19 protein-coding genes are annotated in these 22,000 nt (G+C 41.0%); 9 read left to right on the forward strand and 10 right to left on the reverse strand.

The annotated features are described in order from the left end of the window. Positions 1-6 precede the first annotated feature (6 nt). Positions 7-891, reverse strand: a complete 885-nt coding sequence (locus CTY47_RS08045) for a TIM barrel protein (protein WP_099464268.1) — start codon at positions 889-891, stop codon at positions 7-9. A gap of 82 nt (positions 892-973) precedes the next feature. On the opposite strand from CTY47_RS08045, the gene CTY47_RS08050 reads away from it, so the two are divergent. Beyond that, a complete protein-coding gene (locus CTY47_RS08050) occupies positions 974-2,302 on the forward strand; it encodes an MATE family efflux transporter (protein WP_099464269.1) in 1,329 nt (442 codons plus the stop codon). Between the two features lie 77 nt (positions 2,303-2,379). After that, positions 2,380-3,660: an O-acetylhomoserine aminocarboxypropyltransferase/cysteine synthase family protein gene (locus CTY47_RS08055; protein WP_099464270.1), complete on the forward strand. Its 1,281-nt coding sequence runs from the start codon at positions 2,380-2,382 to the stop codon at positions 3,658-3,660. Between the two features lie 3 nt (positions 3,661-3,663). On the opposite strand, the gene CTY47_RS08060 is transcribed toward CTY47_RS08055, so the two are convergent. The 3 genes from CTY47_RS08060 to CTY47_RS08070 form a co-directional block, all read right to left on the reverse strand. Further along, positions 3,664-4,821 carry a glycosyltransferase family protein gene (locus CTY47_RS08060; protein WP_099464271.1) on the reverse strand — a complete coding sequence of 386 codons (1,158 nt, stop codon included), beginning with the start codon at positions 4,819-4,821 and terminating at the stop codon, positions 3,664-3,666. Continuing rightward, positions 4,818-5,618, reverse strand: a complete 801-nt coding sequence (locus CTY47_RS08065) for a UDP-2,3-diacylglucosamine diphosphatase (RefSeq protein WP_099464272.1) — start codon at positions 5,616-5,618, stop codon at positions 4,818-4,820. Before CTY47_RS08065 ends, CTY47_RS08060 begins: the two co-directional genes overlap by 4 nt. 143 nt (positions 5,619-5,761) lie before the next feature. Further along, positions 5,762-7,918, reverse strand: a complete 2,157-nt coding sequence (locus CTY47_RS08070) for an elongation factor G (RefSeq protein WP_099464273.1) — start codon at positions 7,916-7,918, stop codon at positions 5,762-5,764. A gap of 229 nt (positions 7,919-8,147) precedes the next feature. On the opposite strand from CTY47_RS08070, the gene hemW reads away from it, so the two are divergent. The 3 genes from hemW (at position 8,148) to CTY47_RS17095 (ending at position 10,152) form a co-directional block, all read left to right on the forward strand. Continuing rightward, positions 8,148-9,275, forward strand: coding sequence for a radical SAM family heme chaperone HemW (gene hemW / locus CTY47_RS08075; protein ID WP_099464274.1), 1,128 nt, complete (start codon positions 8,148-8,150; stop codon positions 9,273-9,275). A gap of 141 nt (positions 9,276-9,416) precedes the next feature. After that, entirely contained in the window at positions 9,417-9,992 is a 576-nt protein-coding gene (locus CTY47_RS08080) for a zeta toxin family protein (RefSeq protein ID WP_099464275.1), read from the forward strand. Next, a complete protein-coding gene (locus CTY47_RS17095; protein ID WP_199163412.1) occupies positions 9,985-10,152 on the forward strand; it encodes a hypothetical protein in 168 nt (55 codons plus the stop codon). The genes CTY47_RS08080 and CTY47_RS17095 overlap by 8 nt, the downstream gene beginning before the upstream one ends. A gap of 744 nt (positions 10,153-10,896) precedes the next feature. On the opposite strand, the gene CTY47_RS08085 is transcribed toward CTY47_RS17095, so the two are convergent. From CTY47_RS08085 to CTY47_RS08100, 4 genes are all read right to left on the reverse strand, one after another. Then, positions 10,897-11,103, reverse strand: a complete 207-nt coding sequence (locus tag CTY47_RS08085; RefSeq protein ID WP_099464276.1) for a hypothetical protein — start codon at positions 11,101-11,103, stop codon at positions 10,897-10,899. 212 nt (positions 11,104-11,315) lie between these two features. Beyond that, on the reverse strand, positions 11,316-13,475 hold the full coding sequence (locus CTY47_RS08090; protein WP_099464277.1) for a S46 family peptidase: 2,160 nt from the start codon (positions 13,473-13,475) through the stop codon (positions 11,316-11,318). Positions 13,476-13,490: 15 nt separating this feature from the next. Then, positions 13,491-13,967, reverse strand: a complete 477-nt coding sequence (locus tag CTY47_RS08095) for a CYTH domain-containing protein (protein ID WP_099464278.1) — start codon at positions 13,965-13,967, stop codon at positions 13,491-13,493. Then, complete coding sequence (locus CTY47_RS08100; RefSeq protein WP_099464279.1) at positions 13,967-15,025, reverse strand: DUF2027 domain-containing protein; 1,059 nt, start codon at positions 15,023-15,025, stop codon at positions 13,967-13,969. The genes CTY47_RS08095 and CTY47_RS08100 overlap by 1 nt, the downstream gene beginning before the upstream one ends. Before the next feature lie 62 nt (positions 15,026-15,087). On the opposite strand from CTY47_RS08100, the gene CTY47_RS08105 reads away from it, so the two are divergent. Beyond that, positions 15,088-16,311, forward strand: a complete 1,224-nt coding sequence (locus tag CTY47_RS08105) for an S-adenosylmethionine:tRNA ribosyltransferase-isomerase (protein WP_099464280.1) — start codon at positions 15,088-15,090, stop codon at positions 16,309-16,311. Between the two features lie 65 nt (positions 16,312-16,376). Beyond that, the gene (porE, locus tag CTY47_RS08110) at positions 16,377-18,353 is read left to right on the forward strand and encodes a PorE family type IX secretion system protein (protein ID WP_099464281.1); all 1,977 of its coding nucleotides are present in this window, start codon (positions 16,377-16,379) and stop codon (positions 18,351-18,353) included. Positions 18,354-18,369: 16 nt separating this feature from the next. Here the strand turns inward: porE and CTY47_RS08115 are convergent, their stop codons facing one another. Together CTY47_RS08115 and CTY47_RS08125 are read right to left on the reverse strand one after the other, a co-directional pair. Next, entirely contained in the window at positions 18,370-18,720 is a 351-nt protein-coding gene (locus tag CTY47_RS08115; RefSeq protein ID WP_099464282.1) for a hypothetical protein, read from the reverse strand. Positions 18,721-19,246: 526 nt separating this feature from the next. Continuing rightward, a complete protein-coding gene (locus tag CTY47_RS08125) occupies positions 19,247-20,377 on the reverse strand; it encodes an aldose epimerase family protein (protein ID WP_099464284.1) in 1,131 nt (376 codons plus the stop codon). 212 nt (positions 20,378-20,589) lie between these two features. Here CTY47_RS08125 and CTY47_RS08130 point away from each other — a divergent pair, with 212 nt between their 5' ends. Both CTY47_RS08130 and CTY47_RS08135 read left to right on the forward strand, forming a co-directional pair. Continuing rightward, positions 20,590-21,384 (forward strand): thymidylate synthase, encoded by a 795-nt coding sequence (locus CTY47_RS08130; RefSeq protein ID WP_099464285.1) that lies wholly within the window; start codon positions 20,590-20,592, stop codon positions 21,382-21,384. 62 nt (positions 21,385-21,446) lie between these two features. After that, on the forward strand, positions 21,447-21,941 hold the full coding sequence (locus CTY47_RS08135) for a dihydrofolate reductase (protein WP_099464286.1): 495 nt from the start codon (positions 21,447-21,449) through the stop codon (positions 21,939-21,941). Positions 21,942-22,000 lie beyond the last annotated feature (59 nt).

Below are 22,000 nucleotides of genomic sequence, written 5' to 3' on the forward strand. Positions count from 1 at the left end.
AGGCTACTAAAATTTCACGTATGGTGCTTTCATCAGGAAGTCGTAATCATATTTCACTGCTTGTAGCGGTGTCATATTATAAGTTTCCTGTTCTATGAAGTAATCTTCCAGTCCGGCTTTATCCGCCACGGCAAACAAAGCTTTGAAATCTACCATGCCTTTTCCCATTTCCGTACTACCTTTTCCATTCGGATTGGCATCTTTCAGGTGCCAGTTAGAGAAACGTCCCGGATAACGGTTTACATAATCATGGCATTTATAGCCTCCGAACACCACTTGTGCCGTATCCATCTGGAAAGCAACCAAATCTTTGTCTGTATTCTCGATCATGACGTCGAAAGGAATCTCTCCGTCCAACTTATGAAATTCGTCCACATGGTTGTGGAAAGCAAAGCGCAGACCGTTAGCTTTTGCCATTTCGCCACACTTATTAAACTGGTCTGCCAAACGTCTTACGTCCGAAATGCTCTTAATATCTCCGGCAGGATAACCGGCTTGTATAATCCACTTGCAACCCAATTCGGAAGTAGCATCCATATTCTTCTTCCAGAAATCCCAGCCTTCGGCATTACCATTGGCAATCAGTCCACTTCCGGTATGCGAACCAACCATTTTAGCTCCCAAATCATTCAGGTATTTCTTCATTTCAGCAGGAGTTTTACCATAAAACTTACCTTCTTTATAGCCGGCAGCTTCCAATCGTTTGTAACCAATGTTCACTACAGCTTTCATCGTTGCATCGAAGTTTTTCTCCAAATCCTCGCGCACACTGTATAATTGCAAACCTATTGCTTTTTCTTTATTCGCCAACACAGAAGCGAATCCATCAGGTACCACACTTAAAGCAGCAACAGCAGCTCCTGCTTTTAAAAAGTTTCTTCTTGTAATCATGTTTTTATTATTTTCTTTAAGATTAGCAGCGCTAAAGATAAAAAAATATTTTTACTTTCGCACAAAATTCAGACGATCAGTCATGCACGGTACAAAAAATCTAACAAAAGGCCCTATCACCCGCCAATTATTCAATCTGGCAATACCCATAATGGGAACCTCCTTTATCCAAATGGCATATAGCATAACAGATATGGCCTGGGTTGGACGACTGGGAAGCGAATCGGTAGCTGCCGTTGGAGCAGTGGGTATTCTTACCTGGATGACCAATTCGATCGCCTTATTAAATAAAATAGGAGCAGAAGTCAGCGTAGGGCAAAGCATCGGAGCCCAGAACCAGAAAGATGCCAGGCTTTATGCATCTCATAACCTGACCATTGCCCTGATACTTTCCATCTGTTGGGGGCTATTGCTATTCGTTTTTGCAAATCCTATTGTCGACATTTATAAACTGGAAACGCCGATTGCCACAAAAGCCGTAGAATATCTGCAGATCATTTCTACAGCATTTCCATTTATATTCCTTACGTATGCTTTTACAGGCATCTATTATGCAGCCGGACTAAGCAAAGTTCCATTTTATATAAGTGGGGCAGGACTTGTAATGAATATGATTCTGGACCCCTTATTTATCTTCGGATTAGGCTGGGGAACAGCTGGCGCGGCATGGGCAACATGGCTATCAGAAGGAATTGTAGTTGTCCTCTTTATCTATCAATTAAAAAAGAGAGGTAAACTGCTTGGCGGATTCCCTTTCTTCACCAAATTGAAGAGCAAATATGCAAAACGTATCTTCCAACTGGGACTTCCTGTTGCGGCACTTAATACATTCTTCGCTATTATTAACCTATTCATGGCACGTACAGCCTCTACTTACGGAGGACATATCGGGTTAATGACGCTTACAGCCGGCGGACAATTAGAAGCAATTGCCTGGAATACATCTCAGGGATTCAGCATGTCGCTCAGCGCATTCGTAGCACAAAATTATGCTGCCAAATGTAAAGAGAGGGTTATGAGTGCTTACTACACGACAATGAAGATGACAACAACGCTCGGTATTCTTTGTACTTTTCTATTTGTTTTCTACGGAAGTGAAATATTTTCATTGATCGTACCGGAACAAGCAGCCTATGAAGCAGGTGGGATCTTCCTCCGCATAGACGGCTATTCCATGATATTTATGATGCTTGAAATCACAACCCAGGGAATATTCTATGGAACAGGACGCACTATGCCTCCTGCGATTATCAGTATCACGTTTAACACGCTTCGTGTTCCGATAGCCATCGGGCTCACTACGATAGGATTCGGTGTAGCAGGCGTATGGTGGGCCATCAGTATTTCAAGTATGCTTAAGGGGATTGTTGCTTTTATCTGGTTCCGTATTTTACAAAAAAGAATATTGTAATTACTTTTCTCCTAACAGAAAAGTAATAATCCTTACATTTGCAACTCAAGTAAAAATTACCAATCAATAGAATCAATATGGCAAACAAATTGAAACCGGAAACCCTGTGTGTACAGGCCGGCTGGCAACCCAAAAAAGGAGAACCACGAGTACTACCTATTTACCAGAGTACGACATTCAAGTATGAAACCAGCGAACAGATGGCGAAACTTTTCGACCTGGAAGAGAGCGGATTCTTCTATACCCGCTTGCAAAATCCGACAAACGAAGCCGTAGCCGCCAAAATTGCCGCCCTTGAAGGAGGCGTTGCTGCTATGCTTACTTCATCCGGACAGGCAGCCAGTTTTTATGCCTTCTTCAATATCTGCGAGGCAGGCGATCATATTGTAAGCGCAACCAGCATTTATGGCGGAACATATAACCTGTTGGCTGTTACGCTTAAGAAGTTAGGAATTGAATGTACATTCGTTGACCAGGATGCCAGCGAGGAAGAAATAAGCAAAGCGTTCCGTCCAAATACAAAACTAATGTTTGGAGAGACACTTTCCAATCCCGGAGTAATGGTATTGGATATAGAGAAATTTGCCCGTATAGCCCATAAGCACGGCGTTCCTCTGATCGTTGACAATACGTTTGCAACACCTATTAACTGCCGTCCGTTTGAATGGGGGGCAGACATTGTTACTCATTCCACAACAAAATATATGGACGGCCACGCAACTGCTGTAGGAGGCTGCATTGTTGACAGTGGCAACTTTAACTGGGATGCGCATGCCGATAAATTCCCAGGCCTTTGCCAACCCGATCCGTCATATCACGGACTTACTTATAGTAAAGCCTTCGGTAAAGGGGCATTTATCACCAAAGCTACCAGCCAGTTGATGCGCGACCTGGGAGCCATACAAGCTCCGCAGAATGCATTCTTGTTGAATTTAGGACTTGAGACACTGCATTTACGTGTACCTCAACATTGTAAAAATGCTTTGGCTGTAGCCAAATGGTTACAAAAATGCGACAAAGTAGCCTGGGTTAACTATCCGGACCTGGAAGACAACAAACATCATACATTAGCCAAGAAATATTTGCCAAACGGTTCTTGCGGAGTTTTGTCATTCGGATTAAAAGGCGGACGCGATGTAGCAATCAAGTTTATGGACAGCCTGCAACTGGCAGCTATCGTAACCCACGTAGCAGATGCCCGTACCTGTGTTCTTCATCCTGCCAGCCATACACACCGTCAGCTTACCGACGAACAATTGATAGAAGCAGGAGTTGCACCCGACCTGATCCGTTTCTCCGTAGGTATCGAAAATGCAGACGATATCATTGCAGATATAGAACAGGCATTGGATAAGTAAAGATTAAATAGGAAGAAACCGTCCCAACCGACAAGTCCAGTTTGTTATAAGGCGCTGGAAAAAAGTTGGGACCGGCTCTTCATCTACCAGTAAGTCGGAGCGGAATTCACGCAAAATGAGCCAGTCGGCCTGTTTTACCCAATGGGAGAAGCGGGTATTAGGTTTGTGTGTTTCTGATAAATCGAGTAAGGTATCCAAATCGAATTGGTTACTTATGATACCAGCTCCCTCCAAAGAGGCGTCGAAAGCGTTGCAAGCTTGTTCTATATGAGTAGGAACCATAAGGACAGGCTTATTCAAATACATCGCCTCGCAAACAGATTCAAAACCGGCTGTTGTTGCATATGCCTTTGCTCCAGCCATATATTCAATAAAAAGTGTGTCATTTAATTGGTGGAATGTCAGGTTCGTATCCACCTGCAATTCCGCAGAAACGTTCTTTTTATCCCAAAAGAAATGCATACTTACCTGCGGATGCTTTTTATGCCAAGTCCCAATTTCTTCACTAAAACCGCTATTTAAAAGATAACCATGTAAATAATTGCCATTACGGGGTGTTGCTTCAAGCACCTCTTGCCTTAGCAAAGGAGGTACCACAATTATCCTCTTTGATGGAACTTCACGCATCTTCCTAAAAGATAAAGCCAGTTTCTTCACCGAGCCAATTGCTGTCATCCGGGTAAAGAATTTGAGAGAAGCCAGAGACAAAGAGTTTAACCTAGGGAAACTAAAGTCCGGGTGTAGAAAAAGATATTGATGGGCGATGCATATCATTTCTGCCCGGGGACGGAAGAATAAATAGGTCAATCCGGTCAGCAACTCATAAAAGTTCACAACCACATCCGCTTTTGTCTCCTTTATAATCCGGTTTATATATAATATACTTGCTACATATTTATGCAGGCGGGCCAAATTATAAACAACACTCTTCAATAAATTAGCCTGTTTATTTTTAGCTGTCGGCAAAAAGTTAGGACTTTCAAAAGAAAAAACAGGCGTTGCTATTTTCTCCGTAAAGAACAAAGGCAACCTGCGTGCGGGACTCTTACCAACAAGCACGCCTACTACTTCATGTCCTTCGGCAACGAGTTTCTGCTTTAAAGACAATGCTTGGGTTAAATGTCCTCTACCCTCACCCTGCACAATAAAAAGTATCTTCATATAACAGCTGAATAATAATGTTCTTTTTGTATATCTTTTTCCGTATTGTTTTCCAGATTACTGTAAGAGATAACATTCCATTCTCCATCTTCATTTTCTACAAGGGCAGTCATACTTTCGACCCAATCACCCGAGTTCAGATAATGAATATTCCCATAATACACATTGGCAGCCTGATGGATGTGGCCACATATAATGCCATCCAGTCTTTTGGCCTCGGCCAATCTTACCAGTTCACTTTCAAACTTCGATATATATGAAACAGCGCTTTTAACTTTATGTTTTACTTTTTGAGATAAAGAATAATAAGTTTTACCTTTTTTTTCACGATAACGGTTATATATCTTATTCACCCACAGGAGAAATGTATATCCGGCATCTCCCAGCATTGCCAGCCAACGCATATTGGAAGTAACTGTATCAAAAATGTCGCCATGCGTTACCAGATAGCGTTTGCCGTGGCTTTCCAACAAATAATCTTTTACAATAGAGACATTCGATATTTGAAAAGGTATTAAGTTATCCAGAAAGTCATCATGGTTTCCACGAACATAAATAATCTGTGTCCCTCTCTTCTCCATCATTTTCATTAATACTTTAAAGAAGTCCGTATGTTTTTGCTTCCACCGTTTACCAGTTTTTTTAAGTTGCCAGCCATCAATAATATCACCATTTAAAATAAGATGTTTGCAATCTACATGTTTCAGGAAGTTGGTTACTTCTTCCGTTCGTGAATGCTCGGAACCTAAATGAATGTCGGATAAGACTATTGTCGGGTAATATGTTCTTAATTCCATGTTGTTTCTCTAATTTAAGACAGAACAAATGAACGATATCCATATTACAACTATAAAACAAGACAATGAAGATAAAATGACAAAGGGCTATTCCCTCACAGGAACAGCCCTCCAATCCAAATGTATTAATTATTATTTATAAATCACTCTTCCGACTGAGTAGCTTCATAAGCCTTCAATAATTTATCTTGTACATCAGACGGAACAAGCTCATAATTAGCAAATTTCATTGTAAATGAAGCACGGCCACCAGTTATAGAACTCAAAGAAGTAGAATAAGAAGACATTTCTTTCAAAGGAACTTTTGCCGATAATTTCTCAAATCCCTTTTCACTATTCATACCCATAATGATAGCACGGCGCCCTTGCAGATCACTCATTACATCTCCCAGATAGTCGGCTGGAACAGAAACCTCCACATCATAAACCGGCTCCAGAATCTTTGGCCCGGCTTCCTTAAATGCAGTGCTGAAAGCATTACGGCCTGCAAGCATGAAAGATATTTCATTACTATCTACCGGGTGCATCTTTCCATCGTAAACAATTATACGTACATCACGGGCATACGAACCGGTTAATGGCCCTTGTTCCATACGTCCCATAATACCTTTCAGAATAGCCGGTAAGAAACGGGCGTCAATAGCTCCGCCAACAATACTATTTACAAACACAAGCTTACCACCCCAATCTAGATCGATTATCTGCGTATCGCGCACACTGATTTTGTATTCCTGTCCGCCAAAACGATACATATCCGGAGCCGGCATACCTTCGTAATACGGTTCTATAATCAAATGAACTTCGCCAAACTGACCTGCACCACCGGATTGTTTCTTGTGACGATAATCAGCACGTGCGGCTTTAGTAATCGTTTCACGATATGGTATTTTGGGTTCAATATATTCGATTGCTACTTTATCGTTGTTTTCGATTCTCCATTTCAATGTACGAAGATGGAATTCACCCTGGCCGGAAACAATAGTTTGCTTCAATTCCTTTGATTGTTCTATTACCCATGTCGGATCTTCCTCACGCATACGAATCAATATCTCCATCATCTTTTCTGCATCCGCTTCATTCACGGGTTTAACAGCACGACGGTATTTAGGGTCTGGATATTTTATAAAGTCAAAACGATAATCGCATCCCTTTCCATTCAACGTATTACCACGGCGAACGTCTTTCAACTTCACAGTTGCACCAATATCTCCGGCAACCATTTCCGTTACCTCGTTACGGTTCTGACCCGCAACAGAGAATAGCTGGGCAATACGTTCTTTCGAACCACGGTCGGCATTCATTAGATCATCACCTTCCTTTACTTTACCTGATATCACTTTAAAATAAGAAACCTGGCCGATATGAGGTTCTACTGTAGTTTTAAAGAAAAACAAACTGGTAGGACCATTTGAGTCCGGAGTAACTTCCACGCCTTCTGTTGTTATCAGGCGAGGCATTTTATCTGTACAAGGAACCACGTTCCCTAAGAATTCCAAGGTACGGCGCACGCACATATCACGACCTGCGCATACGCAAAATACAGGAAACATATCGCGTCTTACCAAACCTGCACGAATACCTGCACGCATATCATCTTCGCTCAAAGTTCCTTCTTCAAAGAATTTTTCCATCAGCATGTCATCATGTTCGGCTGCAGCTTCAACCAGTGTTTTGTGCAAATCCATGGCTTTTTCCATTTCATCCTCCGGTATTTCCAATACTTCAGGAACTCCTCCTTCCGGTTTCCAACGATACATCTTCATCTTCAACACATCAACGACTGCATTAAAAGCAGCACCTACATTCACCGGATACTGGATTAAAACCACTTTTCCTCCCCAACGGTCTTGCAGTTGGGCAACAGTCCCGTCAAAATCCGCTTTATCATTATCCAACTGGTTTACCACAAAGATAACCGGTTTATGAAATTGTTCTGTATACCGGAACTGATTAATAGTTCCCACCTCAACTCCATATTGGGCATTCAATACCATCAACGCCGTATCTGTCACGTTCAAAGCCGAAACCGCACCTCCTATAAAGTCATCCGAACCGGGACAATCTATAAAATTCAGTTTACGATCCTGCCATTCAACACTGAAAACGGTTGAGAACACTGAGTAACCATACTCCTTCTCAACCGGGAAATAGTCGCACACCGTATTACCACCGTCCACTGTGCCACGACGTTTTATAACTCCACCCTCGTAAAGCATAGCTTCAGCGAGAGTGGTTTTCCCAGAGCCCGAACTTCCCAAGATAGAAATGTTCTTAATTTCGTTTGTTTGGTATACTTTCATGATATCAGGTATTTAATGAGTTTAACAATAAAGTTTCTTTTTCATGAATATCACGTCATGAGGCCGCAAATTAGAGATTGTTAAGGAGAAAAGCAACGCATACACCCCTGTTTGAGAACTATGTTATTAAGCAGGCTAGACTTTAAAAGTCTCAAAAAGTCGCGTCATAAACCAAAGCAATGGCTATTTTTATTTAAGTTTGCTACGTTAAACAATCAAACCAAACAATATGGCAGGGCTTTATATACACGTTCCATTTTGTGCCAAGCGATGCTTGTACTGCGATTTTTTTTCCAATACGGAGATGAAATACAAAGAATCGTATGTAGCCGCCATCATCAGGGAAATAGACCTCAGAAAAGAATATTTAGCCAACGAACCTTTGAATACTATTTATTTCGGAGGTGGTACACCCTCCCAGTTAGAAGCTTTTGATTTTGAAAGAATATTTGACGCAATCTATCGCTCATTCAACTGTTCGAACTGCCAGGAAGTTACATTAGAGGCAAACCCGGACGATATGACTCCCGAATATGTAGCCATGCTCTGCAACTTTCCATTCAACAGGGTTAGTATGGGAGTACAGAGTTTTAAGGAAACTGACCTTCATTTTCTTAATCGCAGGCACAACCGCAAGCAAGCTATTGAAGCAGTCAATCTTTGTAAAGACAACGGCATATACAATATCAGCATTGATCTTATCTACGGTCTTCCTAACCAGACTTTGGCCGATTGGATACATAATCTGGACGAGGCAATAGAATTAAACGTACCCCATCTCTCATCCTATCATCTTATATATGAAGAAGGAACTGCGCTATACAAATTAAAAGAAGCCGGAAAGATACAACCTATAGCGGAAGATTTAAGCGTCAGCCTGTTTTCATCACTGATAGATAAACTGACCGAAGCCGGTTATCAACACTATGAAATTTCCAACTTTGCCAAGCCCGGATTCATATCCCAACATAACAGTTCATACTGGACAGGAAAAAAGTATTTAGGCATTGGCCCGTCCGCCCATTCCTACAATGGAACAGAACGAGAATGGGGTATTTCATCCCTACCCGCATATATCAAAAGCATCAGTACCGGTATTCCTTCCATTGAAAAAGAAAAACTGGATCTATACACCCGCTACAACGACTATATCATAACCGGACTCCGAACCATGTGGGGCATCAACCTTCACAAAATTCAGGAGCAATTCGGAAACAAACTCAGAACTTATTGTGAACAACAAGCTGCAATCCATAAAAAACAAGGCTTACTGATTCAGGAAAACGAAACTTTAACTTTTTCCCGCCGGGGAATCTTCATTTCTGACGGAATAATGAGTGACCTCCTTTGGGTTTAATTTTACACAAAAACGCTGGTTTAGACAACGAACAGGCATGTTAAAAGGACATTTGTTGCACATTTTTGTTATTTTTGAGAAGAAAATCAACCAACATTAAAAACTATTACATATATTTGTCCCGTCAAAATACAGCAAGTAGTGCCATATTTATACATTATATCAGGATGCAACGGCGCAGGGAAGACAACAGCTTCTTTTACAATTCTGCCAGAAATGTTGAAATGTAAAGAGTTTGTCAACTCGGACGAGATAGCCAAGGGGCTTTCCCCTTTCAATGCAGACAACATCGCCGTAGCCGTTGAAGCAAGCCGTATTATGTATAAACGTATAAAGGAACTCATCGGAGCCGGTGAGACTTTTGCAATGGAGACTACACTGGCTACCCGTTCGGTTGCAAACCTGATACGGGAAGCACAAAAGATGGGTTACTACGTTACATTGTTATACTTCTGGCTTAACACCCCGGATTTAGCAGTTGAACGTGTAAAGATGCGGGTTGCGGCCGGAGGACACAATATTCCGGAAAGCACGATTCGTCGCCGTTACGAAGCGGGTATCCACAATCTATTCGAACTTTACATACCTATCAGTGACTATTGGATGATAACAGACAATTCAATGTCGCCTATGGAAGTTATTGCCAAAGGCTTTAAGAATGATAAAAAGGAGATATATAAACCGAGTATTTACACAAAACTTGAACATCATGAGTGAGCAAGAAGTAAGAGAATTCGAGGAAAATATAGTTAGAGGTGCAAATATTGCTTTTCAGCGTTTAGTAACTGAAAAAAAGAAAGAAGATGGCGAACTTGTTTTTTCCCGTAACGGACACGTATTCCGAGTAAAAGCAGCAGACATCGAAAAGTTTATCTAAACTATAAATTCCATTCTAAATAGAATTACAAAAGGGGCTGTTTAACGAATGAAACTCGTTAGGCAGCCCCTTTCAATTGCCTATTCTTTTTTTACAGGTTGCCTACCCTGTTCAATTTAGTTGCCTACCCAAATACTGTCATATATGGGTCTCAATAAAAGGTCGTTTAAGGGTTCACTTTGTCACCTTCTGTCACTTTCTTCGGGGGGTATTCCAAAATGTGAAAAATTATCCATAGACACTCCATATAAATATACAACTTGCTAATATAGATAATATTACAATACACTAACGCGGTTTTTAAACGCCTAAAAACGGTCAATACTGATTTCATTTTAACACTTCCGCGAACACTTTCCCTGATGCTTAAATAAGCTGTTTATTGCTTCTTTAATATAGCTTTAGCCTGGTTTCAATTGCCGTCGGTTTTAACCGACGGATAGTAAAGCCTTCTTCTTTCAAGGGCTTCAGCCCAATAAGAATGAGATAATCAAAAAGAGCTTTCCAAGAAGAAATTTGGCTGAAGCCAATACAGATAAATCCCCTTTTAGTCCGTCCGCTGAAGCAGACGGCAATTGAAACCAGGCTAAAGCCATATAAAAAACGGTTACTCTTTCTTACTTAACTTCTTCACAAAACATACAAAGCTTCCCTAAAACAATGCTGGTATCATCCGGTTGTTGTTAATGATAGAATTAGATTTGGTTTATAATAGCATTAGATTTGGTTAATAAGGGCGCTTCTTTAATATGGCTTTAGCCTAAGTTCAATTGCCGTCGGTTTTAACCGACGGATAGTAAAGCCTTCTTCTTTCAAGGGCTTCAGCCCAATAAGAATGAGATAATCAAAAAGAGCTTTCCCAGAAAGAAATTTGGCTAAAGCCAATACAGATATATCCCCCTTTAGTCCGTCAGCTGAAGCAGACGGCAATTGAAACCAGGCTAAAGCCATATTAAATAAGCGATAAACAGCTTATTTAAGCATCAGGGAAAGTGTTCGCGGGAAGCACTAAAGCGTTACAGGCATGATTTCGCAACAACGATACAATAATATATATATCAACAACATACAGCCGATATCAGATCATTTTGCAATTTAGGAATACCCCCCGAAGAAGGTGACAGAAGGTGACAAAGTGAGTGATATGTCCAAAGACTATATCACTACTCTACAATATCCATTTCTTTCAACAGATAACCGGCATTTGCATATTTATCTATTATAAAAAGGACATAACGGATATCGACAATAATACTACGCTGATAATCGGGTAAATATTGGATATCGCCACCTACACCTTCCCAGTTACGGTCAAAATTAATACCAATCATCTCTCCATTTGCATTCAATACCGGACTACCCGAATTACCTCCTGTAGTATGGGTCGTAGCACTGAAAGCAACAGGCATTCTGCCATCCGGCATAGCATACTCCCCAAAGTCTTTGGCCTGATATAATTCTTTCAAACGGGCAGGAACAACAAATTCCCAATTAGTAGAATCTTCCTTTTCCATTACTCCATCCAGCGTAGTCTGGCAACCATAATAATCGCAATCACGCGGGCTATATCCTTTCACTTGGCCATAAGTAAGGCGCAAAGTTGAGTTAGCATCCGGAAAATCAGCAAAATCTCCATGCATAGCCAACAACCCCTTTACATATTCTTTATGCGCCAAATTATAACTATCGTCAAACCCCTTCAATGCCTCAGTCAGCATCTTCTTTTCCGCCTGCACCGATTTTGCAAATAAGATCATCGGATCTTCCTGAAGAGCCTTAACCGAGGGACGGGCTTTAAAATTATTGAAGTTGGCCTCACTACCGAATATAGATTCTTTAAAAATATAATCTACAAACTTATCAACATCTCCTTTAAATTTTTTATCTATAATGGCAAAATACTCCGGCTGCGATTGTTTTGGTACCAAACGGCGATATTCCTTCAACATTATCTTCGCTATCTTTTTATCTACTTTCGGAGAATAGTTTTTATCGGCAAAACGCAAATAAGCTCTTTCCAGCAATAATAATTGATTTTGTTGTTCTGCGCGGTCTTTTCCACCCAGAGCATCACACATAGATTGGATATCGGTAGTTATATTCGCAAACTCGATACCACGCGCCAAAGCTTCGTCAAGCATCCAGTTACGGAAACGCATATCTTTCCGGTCTGATACAATTTGTGCCAATGTCTCCAATGCTTCAGGATATGAAGGTTCCGACATTTTACCGGACCAGGCAATCAAACGATCCTGCTCTTTTTGTTTCACTTGTTCAAAGTTGCGATTATTGATAGCCCAATTACAGCCAATAGCATTTTTATAGGCGTTTGTCGAACCGGCATACTTACTGGCATATTGTATACGCACCTGGGGGTCTTTCAGCATTTCTTCCAGCATGGCCTGCTGACGAAGTTCACGAATATTAATTCGAACGGCATTATCTATATCCCGCCTTTCAGCCACTTCCCAGGACGTATAATACTTATTGGTACGCCCGGGAAAGCCCATTATCATAGCATAGTCATTTTCCGCTACCCCTTTCAAAGAGATTTTAAACCATCGTTTGGGACGAAGCGGGACATTTGTTTCCGAATAAGGGGCAGGATTGCCATCAACATCGGCATACACACGAAACACAGAAAAATCACCTGTATGCCGCGGCCACATCCAGTTATCTGTATCAGCGCCAAACTTTCCTATCGAAGATGGCGGAGCTCCGACCAAACGGACATCCGAATAAATCTTTTTCGTAAACATATAATACTTGTTGCCTCCGTAAAAAGCTTTGATCTCTACCACTGTCCCCGGATTATCCTGCAAAAATTTTTCTCCTGCTTTCTTTTTTGCCAGCCCATTCAAATACCTGGAAGAAAGAAAGTTCTGTCTGTTATCTGTATCTTTCTCCAATTCAGCCCTGACATATTCCGTCACATCATCTATTTGATCAATAAAAGTAACGGTAAGTCCGGGATTTGACAATTCCTGATCACGGGTTGCAGCCCAGAATCCATCTGTCAGATAATCATGCTCCAATGTACTATGCTGCTGGATACTTCCATAGCCGCAATGATGGTTTGTAAGGATAAGCCCATCAGGCGAAACAACTTCGCCGGTACACCCGCCGCCGAATATAACGACAGCATCCTTCAACGAAGCCGAATCAGGACTATAAATATCATAATCTTCCAACTTCAAGCCCAGTGCTTTCATCTCCGGGAGCTTCTGTTGCTTCAATAATGGCAACAACCACATTCCCTCATCTGCCATTGCCGGCAACGACAGTACAGCTATTGTAATAAAAAAAATAAATTTCCTGATCATGGTGTTTATTGTTGTTTAGTTATTATCCCACTGTGTATAAGGATTTTTAGTTAGCATAGAATTATAATAACGACGATCTCCTGTTACTTCTTCTCCTAACCAAGCGGGCTTTTCAAAAGATTCATCTTCCGAAGCCAATTCTACTTCGGCAACGATCAGACCTTCATTTGCTCCATAAAAGACATCTACCTCCCACACATGCTTGCCCACATGTACCAAATGACGAATTTTATCTATTGCTCCCGGTTCGCATAAACAGAGCAACTGCTCTGCATCTGTAAGGGAGATTTGTTGTTCAAACTCATAACGGCTCAACCCTTTTTCGTCAGAAGGCCCCTTTATCGTGAGATAACCTTCTTCTCCCCGAATACGTATCCGCACCGTACGTCCAGGTTGAGAACAAATATATCCTTGCACAATACGTTGGCTACTATACACTTCCTTGCTAAAATCACCGGAGACAAGGAATTTCCGTTCAATCTCTGTCGCCATTATTTTATAGTTACCATTGTGGCGCCAAAACCATATTCGCGGAAAGACGCATCTTGGTAATAATGCTGTTTATATCTTGTCTTTAACTCTTTTTCTAAAGCTTTACGGAGAACTCCGTCTCCCTTACCATGTATAAAGACGATCTTCTGTCCTTTATGATTAGCATATTGAGCCAGTACTTCATGAAACTTGTCCAGCTGATAATTCAACATATCTGCATTACTCAGCCCATTCGTATTGTCCAGTAACTCATTAATATGTAAATCAATTTCCAACACGGCACTGTTTACATCCTTTTTCTTTACAATGTTTTGCGGAATGCGTCTGTCATCCCTTGCTTTCTGCTGCATAGCCTCCTGCAGATCAGTTGCAGAAATAAGGAGTTCCTTTTCGGGTAAATCACCACGTACTATCGGATATAAAAGGGCATCATCTTCAAAATAGTCATTTTCCATAAAACAATGCAGTTTATAGAATTTAACCGTATCCAAACGTAATTCTACAGATACTGTGTTTTTTAAAGAATAGGGCTTATCCTTTTTAAACGCAATAAGTTGAACACAAACACGCTCCAGGTCGTTTAATTCCTGTTTTCCGAATTCTTCTATAAATATTTTCGTATTTGGTTCCACCAGTCCGTTATAACGGCTGATCCAGCTGTTATTCAACCTATTCATATAATTAAAAAACAGATAGTAATTACTATCGTTTACGAAATAGGCCTCATAGCCGGTCTGCTGGATGGATTTGGGTTCTAAAGGTAAATAAGCCAGATAAATATTCAGCCTTTCACCTTCAATGGTTTCCTCCGGCACGTCTTCAACTTTCGGTTCGGGTTTTGATACATGGGTTTCTACAGGTGCTTGTACCTGCGGTTTATTAGAGCTATGAACCTGCATATCCCCTTCGCCCACGACAACAACTTCGCGTATAAACGCAGGAACTTCAAAACCATCTTCATCTTCTACCAGAACCTGGTCTTTTCCTTTAAAGCTACGGACAATACCGCCTCCCGTACTATTAAGGAATCTTACTTTGTCTCCTATTTTAATGCTCATATCTTTTATCTATTGTTTATTATGTGGACAAAGTTCATTAATTTTGCGCAGATATTAAAGCAATGACAACAAAAACTCAGCAGATACGCATCGAAGATTATAATTATTCGCTGCCCGACGAACGAATCGCAAAATTTCCGTTACCACAACGTGACGAGTCTAAACTTCTTCTTTACCGTAACGGTAAAATAAGCGAAAGTATATTCAAGCACATCACAGAATATTTACCGGCAGGCTCTTTGATGGTATTCAACAATACACGGGTAATACAAGCCCGGTTACTCTTTAAAAAAGAGACCGGTGCCAAAATAGAGGTCTTTTGCCTGGAGCCTATAGAACCACACGATTATGCATTGGTATTCCAGCAAACGGAACGTTGCAGCTGGACATGCCTGGTAGGGAACCTGAAAAAATGGAAAGAAGGGCTATTAAGCAAAACCATTCTTATCAACGATACTCCGGTGACTTTAAATGCAGAAAAAAAACATACATGTGGCGATAGCCATCATATCGAGTTTACCTGGGATAATCCATCCTACACATTTGCAGACTTATTAGATGCCGCCGGAATATTGCCTATTCCTCCTTACCTCCACCGGGAAACAGAAAAAAGTGACTTACAAACCTATCAAACGGTTTACTCCAAAATAAAAGGATCAGTCGCTGCTCCAACCGCAGGCTTGCATTTCACTCCGGAAGTATTGGCAGATATAGATGCCCATAATATCGGAAGGGAAGAAGTAACGTTGCATGTAGGTGCCGGTACTTTCAAACCTGTCAAAAGCGATACGATAGAAGGACATGAAATGCATACGGAGTTTATATCCGTACGCCGTAGCTCCATTGAACGGGTAAAAAACAATCTGGGTAAAATCATTGCCGTTGGAACCACTTCTGTCAGGACATTAGAAAGCCTTTACTATATAGGCGTCGCATTAGCAAACAATCCGGATACCAGTTCCGACGATCTTATTGTCAGGCAGTGGATGCCTTATAAAGAAGGAAATAATCGCCTGACACCAACAGAAGCCCTGCAAAACATACTGGACTATCTCGACAGCCATCATGCAGACAAACTTGTTACGGCTACCCAGATAATTATTGCTCCGGGATATGAATTTAAGGTTGTAAAAGGGATTGTAACAAATTTCCATCAACCCAAAAGCACCCTACTTTTGCTTATATCAGCCTTTGTGCAAGGAAACTGGAAAGCTATCTACGATTATGCACTGACACATGAATTTCGTTTCTTAAGTTACGGAGACAGCTCACTACTTATAAGATAAGGAAAAAGGGATGCAATAACATTATCTGCTATTCGTTATATTTGCATGGATATACAACAAACAAGATGAAACGATATTTCGCAACTTATCTACTTTTGCTGCTGGCAGCTTCGTTCCTTTATTCCTGCAAATCGGTCAAATTAAGCGATGCAGAAGAAAAACAACGCATTGGGGAATACTTTGAAGCTGCCGGGCTATATCGTAAAATATATACAAAAACCCCTCCTAAAAAAAGAGATTTGCGCGGTTATATTGCTTATCGCATGGCCGAATGCAACCGTCTGATCAACAATACACCGAAAGCAACCAGTGCCTATATGAATGCGCTCCGATATGATTACCCGGACAGTACGGTTAATTTACGTATGGGACAAATGCTTCAGAAAAGTGGCAAATATGCAGACGCCATCAAGTATTACAATGATTTTCTGGCAACGTCATCCGATAATATCCTTGCATTAAATGGCGTAAAGGGATGCGAAATGGCTCCCGACTGGCGCAATAATCCGACCCGTTATGTAGTAAAACGAATGGAGAAATTTAACTCCAGGAGAGGAGAGTTCAGCCCGATGCTGGCAGGAGACAAATATGATCAATTATATTTTGCCTCTTCACGTACAAAAGATAAGGACGTTAAAATAAGCGCAATAACCGGCCAAAACAATAATAACCTGTTTCTGGTTAAACAGGATGAAAAAGGAGCATGGCTAACACCCGTAGAACTGGAAGATGAGGTAAATACCGAATTTGACGAAGGAACCCCTTCCTTCTCGCCCGACGGAAACACAATGTACTATACTTATTGTTCGCAAGATCCGGAAGGGCCACGCACTTCTGAGATTTATGTATCAGCCCGTAGCAGTGCAAAATGGGGTAAAGGCACACGCGCTACTATTGTAAAAGATTCGGTTACGGCTCTTGGGCACCCGGCTGTTTCTCCGGACGGAAAATATCTATATTTTGTTTCCGATGCTGTCGGAGGCTTTGGAGGAAAGGATTTGTTTCGTGCGCGTATTATAGGGAACGACTTCGGGCCAATGGAAAACTTAGGTCCGGAAATAAATACCCCCGGAGATGAAATGTTTCCTTATGTCCGGGATTCTGTGACTCTTTATTTCTCATCTAACGGACACCCCGGTATGGGAGGGTTAGACATTTTCAAAGCAACACTGGACAGCACCGGCAAATGGAATGTAGTAAACGCAGGTAGTCCTATCAATTCCATGGGAGATGATTTTGGCATCACTTTCGCCGGTAAAGCAGAAAAAGGTTTTTTTAGTTCAAACCGTAACGATGCACGTGGTTACGACCATATTTATTCATTTGAACTACCTACCATCACAATCTTTATTGAAGGCATTGTAAACGATGTAGACGAATATCCTATAGAAGATGCAACAATCCGCATTGTAGGAAAGGACGGCCTTAATGTAAAAGTACCGGCCAAAAAAGACGGCACATACAGGGTTGAACTGGAGCGCGATATACGTTATGTTATGATGGCCAGTGCACGCGGATATTTAAATCAGAATTATGAATTAAAAACAAGCCCGGAAGAAAAAAATGAGACTTATATCGTGGATTTCTTCCTTTCCCCCATCAGCAAGCCCGTCGTCATAGAAAATATTTTTTACGACTTCGACAAAGCAACCCTGCGTCCCGAATCAAAGAAAGCATTGGATGAAATGATTAAGATGCTAAACGACAATCCGAATGTAACTATCGAACTCGGAGCACATACAGACCGTAAAGGATCGGAGCAGTACAACGAACGCCTGGCGCAACGCCGCGCCCAGTCTGTGGTAGACTATCTGATAGCCGGAGGAATTTCTAAAGATCGCCTGGAAGCAAAAGGATATGGGAAAAGTGTACCCAAAGTTATCAACAAAAAGATGGCCAAATTATACGATTTTCTAACAGAGGGAGATGTGTTAACAGAAGAGTTTATCTTAAACCTTCCCCCCGAACAACAGGAAACCGCAGATCAGATAAACCGAAGAACCGAGTTTAAGGTATTAAGAACAAATTATAATTTGTTCTAATATGGGGGTACCCCCATCATGGCAGCGTGCTGATTTCTGAAAAAGAAATGGGCCAGTCAATCGCATTCATCAGAATGCCAAACGTTACACGTTGCTGAAGTGTCACTTCTTTGCATTGAGAATAAAGTTCGAATACGGTAAGTCCCATCAGCATCTTCAGTTTGTAATGAATATCTTTGACAAGTGTTATACTTGCCAATACAGTCACTTGCGAAGCAGCACAAAAATCTCCGTCCGTCAATTGGGCTTTTTCCTGTAAAGCCGGATAGTGGCGAGACCGGATAAGAGAAACATCTTCTCCCACTTCATTCACGACATCCAATAAGATACGGCATATTGCTATCCGTTGTTCATTCGTTAACTTCATAATATGGTAGATGCCTCACAGTTCTCCCTTGTTTGGCAAATAAATAAATAAAAAAGCGTGGGAACTGTTAATCTATTATTCGAAACTGAGGCATCGCCAAACACCTTTCGGACAAATAATAAACAAAAGCCCCACGCCCTATATTATCATACATGAGAAATGTATATAACAAGGGGTGAGCGCTTATTGCTATTATCTTCGTCCAAAATTGAAAGTTGGCGATTTTCAGTTTCAAAGATAATATCTTAAACGCTTTATCGTACTCTACGTACAAAGGCAGGAAAATCAAAGCCTTGACCTTTATATGATGGGGCAAATATAGCAAAAAATAACGAAACATATTTATTCATAAGAAATATCAAGGAAGAGGTTCATGAAACAAATAACGTCATTAAAACCGTGTCCATCCCTCCCCTAAAAGGCAAGGTTAAAAACAAAACCATCCCGATGATTTGTACAAATCATCGGGATGGTTTCAGAAAATGACCGGGATGTTTTTTTTATTCAAAAAGCATCCTTTTTCCTTTTATTTATTTACTACAAATTTATAGATGCAGTGGCTCGTATATTTTTCGCCCGGGCGAAGAACAACACTTGGGAATGAAGGTTGATTAGGACTATCCGGATAATGCTGCGTTTCCAGGCAAAAAGCTCCGCGGTGAGGATATACGGTACCCTGTTTGCCTTTATCCTTGCCATCCATAAAATTGCCAGTATAAAACTGGATTCCGGGCTCGTTGGTATAAACTTCCAAAGCAATTCCGCTGGTTGGGCTATAAGCCTTAGCTGCCAATACATTTATATCTCCATTCGTATTCAAAACCCAGTTTAAATCATAACCACGTCCTTTTACCAATTGATCGAACGATTCATCAATATGAGCACCGATAGCCACTGGCTGACGAAGGTCGAGAGGAGTGTTTTCAACCGGGGCTATCTCAGAAACCGGAATTAATAAACTATCTACCGGAGTATAGTTGTCTGCATTAATCATGATTTCTTCATCCAGGATATCAGAACCGGGTACACCGGACAAATTGAAATAACTGTGATTTGTAAGGTTCACCACAGTAGGTTTATCGGTAGTTGCTTCATATTTAATATCAACAGCATTATCATCTGTCAATGTATAAATGACTTTTACATCCAGATTACCCGGGAAACCGGCATCACCATCCGGAAAAACACGGGATAACTCTACCGACTGATCATTAATTTGCTTAGCATCCCACATTACGGCATGAAAACCTTTATCACCACCATGCAAGCAATGGCCATTATCGTTATGGGGCAATTCATATTCAGTGCCATCCAACGTAAACTTACCCTGGGCAATACGGTTGCCATAACGTCCGATCAATGCTCCGAAATTGCCACTGGAAGCTACATAATCTGCTATATTGCCATAACCCAATACAACATCCGTCATCTTACCGTTTTTGTCAGGAACCATTACAGAAACCAAACGTCCGCCATAATTCGTTACACACGCTTCGGCTCCGTTCTTATTCTTTAGAACATACAATGCGGTCGGTTTGCCATCTACTTCCGATACGAAATCGGATTTCATTAACCCCGAAAGAGTAGCCTCTTCCTTCTTTTCGCCGCACGACAACAACATACACATTGCCATAACAGCCATACATAGTCTTTTCATTTGAATAGGAATTAAAAGTGTTCTTTTATTTATTTGGCAAAGATAGACTTTATATCTAAAACTAACTGCTACAGGCACACAGAAATTCATAGTTGCAACTCCCGATATTTATCATCTCAGTTTTATGCACAAACAGTTTTCATGTGTGCATAGAATTATCTTGTTTTATACAATACATTTTGTAACTTTGCCAATCACTAGAAACAGTAAGGATGAAACAATATTTGGCATTGCTAGAACGAGTACTAGCCGAAGGGACAAGAAAAGAAGACCGCACCGGAACCGGAACAATCAGCGTGTTCGGTCATCAGATGCGTTTCAATCTGGAAGAAGGTTTTCCGTTACTTACAACGAAAAAGTTGCATCTGAAATCCATCATATATGAATTGCTATGGTTTCTAAAAGGCGATACCAATGTAAAATATTTGCAAGAACACGGTGTACGCATCTGGAACGAATGGGCGGATAAAGATGGAGACCTGGGACATATCTACGGTTATCAATGGCGTTCATGGCCAGATTACAAAGGAGGGTCTATCGATCAAATAACGGAGGCTGTTGAAACAATCAAACACAATCCGGATTCCCGGCGGATTATTGTAAGTGCATGGAACGTAGCCGACCTGGATAATATGAACCTGCCTCCATGCCATGCTTTTTTCCAGTTTTATGTGGCTAACGGAAAATTAAGCCTGCAATTATATCAACGGAGCGCCGATATATTTCTGGGTGTCCCTTTCAACATAGCATCTTATGCACTGTTATTACAAATGATGGCACAGGTTACAGGACTAAAAGCAGGAGACTTCGTACACACTTTAGGAGATGCACACATTTATAGCAACCATTTGGAACAGGTAAAATTGCAGCTTACCCGCGAACCGCGCCAATTGCCAAAAGTAGAGATCAACCCTGAAATTAAAAGCATTTTTGATTTCAGATACGAAGACTTTGCCTTAACAGGATATGATCCGCATCCTCACATAAAAGGAGACGTGGCTGTTTGACAAAACAGTTCCGTTTATAGAATGATAACAAAACAGTTTAATACACAAAAATCGATAAGCTTATGAGTACAATTTCTATCATCGCAGCTATCGCAGACAACAATGCTATCGGGAAAAACCAGCAATTGTTGTGGCACATGCCGGAAGACATGAAACATTTTAAGGAATTGACTACCGGACATGCCGTAATTATGGGACGTAAAACATTCGAATCTCTTTCCAAGCCACTTGCCAACCGAAAAAATATCGTATTGACAACTTTACCGGAAGCAGGCTTCGTAGATTGCTTCGCTTGCGAATCTATGGGTGCAGCATTAGATATTTGCGAAAAAGAAGACGAAATATTTATTATCGGCGGCGCCTTGGTATATCGCCAGGCTTTACGCATTGCAAACAAAATGTATATTACCCGCATTCATCATGAATTTGAAGATGCTACTTCTTTCTTCCCGGTAATAAACTGGGATTTATGGGAAGAAGTAGAACGCCAGGAATTTCCGGCGGATAAAAAGAATCCCTACCCATATACATTTTTAACTTACGTGCGTAAAAAGTAAACATTAACGTACGTTTTACAACTTTTTGCTCTTTCTTTGTATCTATATATAATAGGAAA

It is taken from the genome of Parabacteroides provencensis (assembly GCF_900232875.1).
Lineage (GTDB): Bacteria > Bacteroidota > Bacteroidia > Bacteroidales > Tannerellaceae > Parabacteroides > Parabacteroides chinchillae.

Coding starts and splice junctions, on each gene's coding strand:
- CTY47_RS08085 (WP_099464276.1), bottom strand. CDS start 11,103: ATGGCTTTAGCCTGGTTTCAATTGCCGTCTGCTTCAGCTGACGGACTA.
- CTY47_RS08095 (WP_099464278.1), bottom strand. CDS start 13,967: ATGGCGACAGAGATTGAACGGAAATTCCTTGTCTCCGGTGATTTTAGC.
- CTY47_RS08050 (WP_099464269.1), top strand. CDS start 974: ATGCACGGTACAAAAAATCTAACAAAAGGCCCTATCACCCGCCAATTA.
- CTY47_RS08105 (WP_099464280.1), top strand. CDS start 15,088: ATGACAACAAAAACTCAGCAGATACGCATCGAAGATTATAATTATTCG.
- CTY47_RS08065 (WP_099464272.1), bottom strand. CDS start 5,618: ATGGAATTAAGAACATATTACCCGACAATAGTCTTATCCGACATTCAT.
- porE (WP_099464281.1), top strand. CDS start 16,377: ATGAAACGATATTTCGCAACTTATCTACTTTTGCTGCTGGCAGCTTCG.
- CTY47_RS08090 (WP_099464277.1), bottom strand. CDS start 13,475: ATGATCAGGAAATTTATTTTTTTTATTACAATAGCTGTACTGTCGTTG.
- CTY47_RS17095 (WP_199163412.1), top strand. CDS start 9,985: ATGAGTGAGCAAGAAGTAAGAGAATTCGAGGAAAATATAGTTAGAGGT.
- CTY47_RS08100 (WP_099464279.1), bottom strand. CDS start 15,025: ATGAGCATTAAAATAGGAGACAAAGTAAGATTCCTTAATAGTACGGGA.
- CTY47_RS08055 (WP_099464270.1), top strand. CDS start 2,380: ATGGCAAACAAATTGAAACCGGAAACCCTGTGTGTACAGGCCGGCTGG.
- CTY47_RS08070 (WP_099464273.1), bottom strand. CDS start 7,918: ATGAAAGTATACCAAACAAACGAAATTAAGAACATTTCTATCTTGGGA.
- CTY47_RS08130 (WP_099464285.1), top strand. CDS start 20,590: ATGAAACAATATTTGGCATTGCTAGAACGAGTACTAGCCGAAGGGACA.
- CTY47_RS08125 (WP_099464284.1), bottom strand. CDS start 20,377: ATGAAAAGACTATGTATGGCTGTTATGGCAATGTGTATGTTGTTGTCG.
- hemW (WP_099464274.1), top strand. CDS start 8,148: ATGGCAGGGCTTTATATACACGTTCCATTTTGTGCCAAGCGATGCTTG.
- CTY47_RS08060 (WP_099464271.1), bottom strand. CDS start 4,821: ATGAAGATACTTTTTATTGTGCAGGGTGAGGGTAGAGGACATTTAACC.
- CTY47_RS08045 (WP_099464268.1), bottom strand. CDS start 891: ATGATTACAAGAAGAAACTTTTTAAAAGCAGGAGCTGCTGTTGCTGCT.
- CTY47_RS08135 (WP_099464286.1), top strand. CDS start 21,447: ATGAGTACAATTTCTATCATCGCAGCTATCGCAGACAACAATGCTATC.
- CTY47_RS08115 (WP_099464282.1), bottom strand. CDS start 18,720: ATGAAGTTAACGAATGAACAACGGATAGCAATATGCCGTATCTTATTG.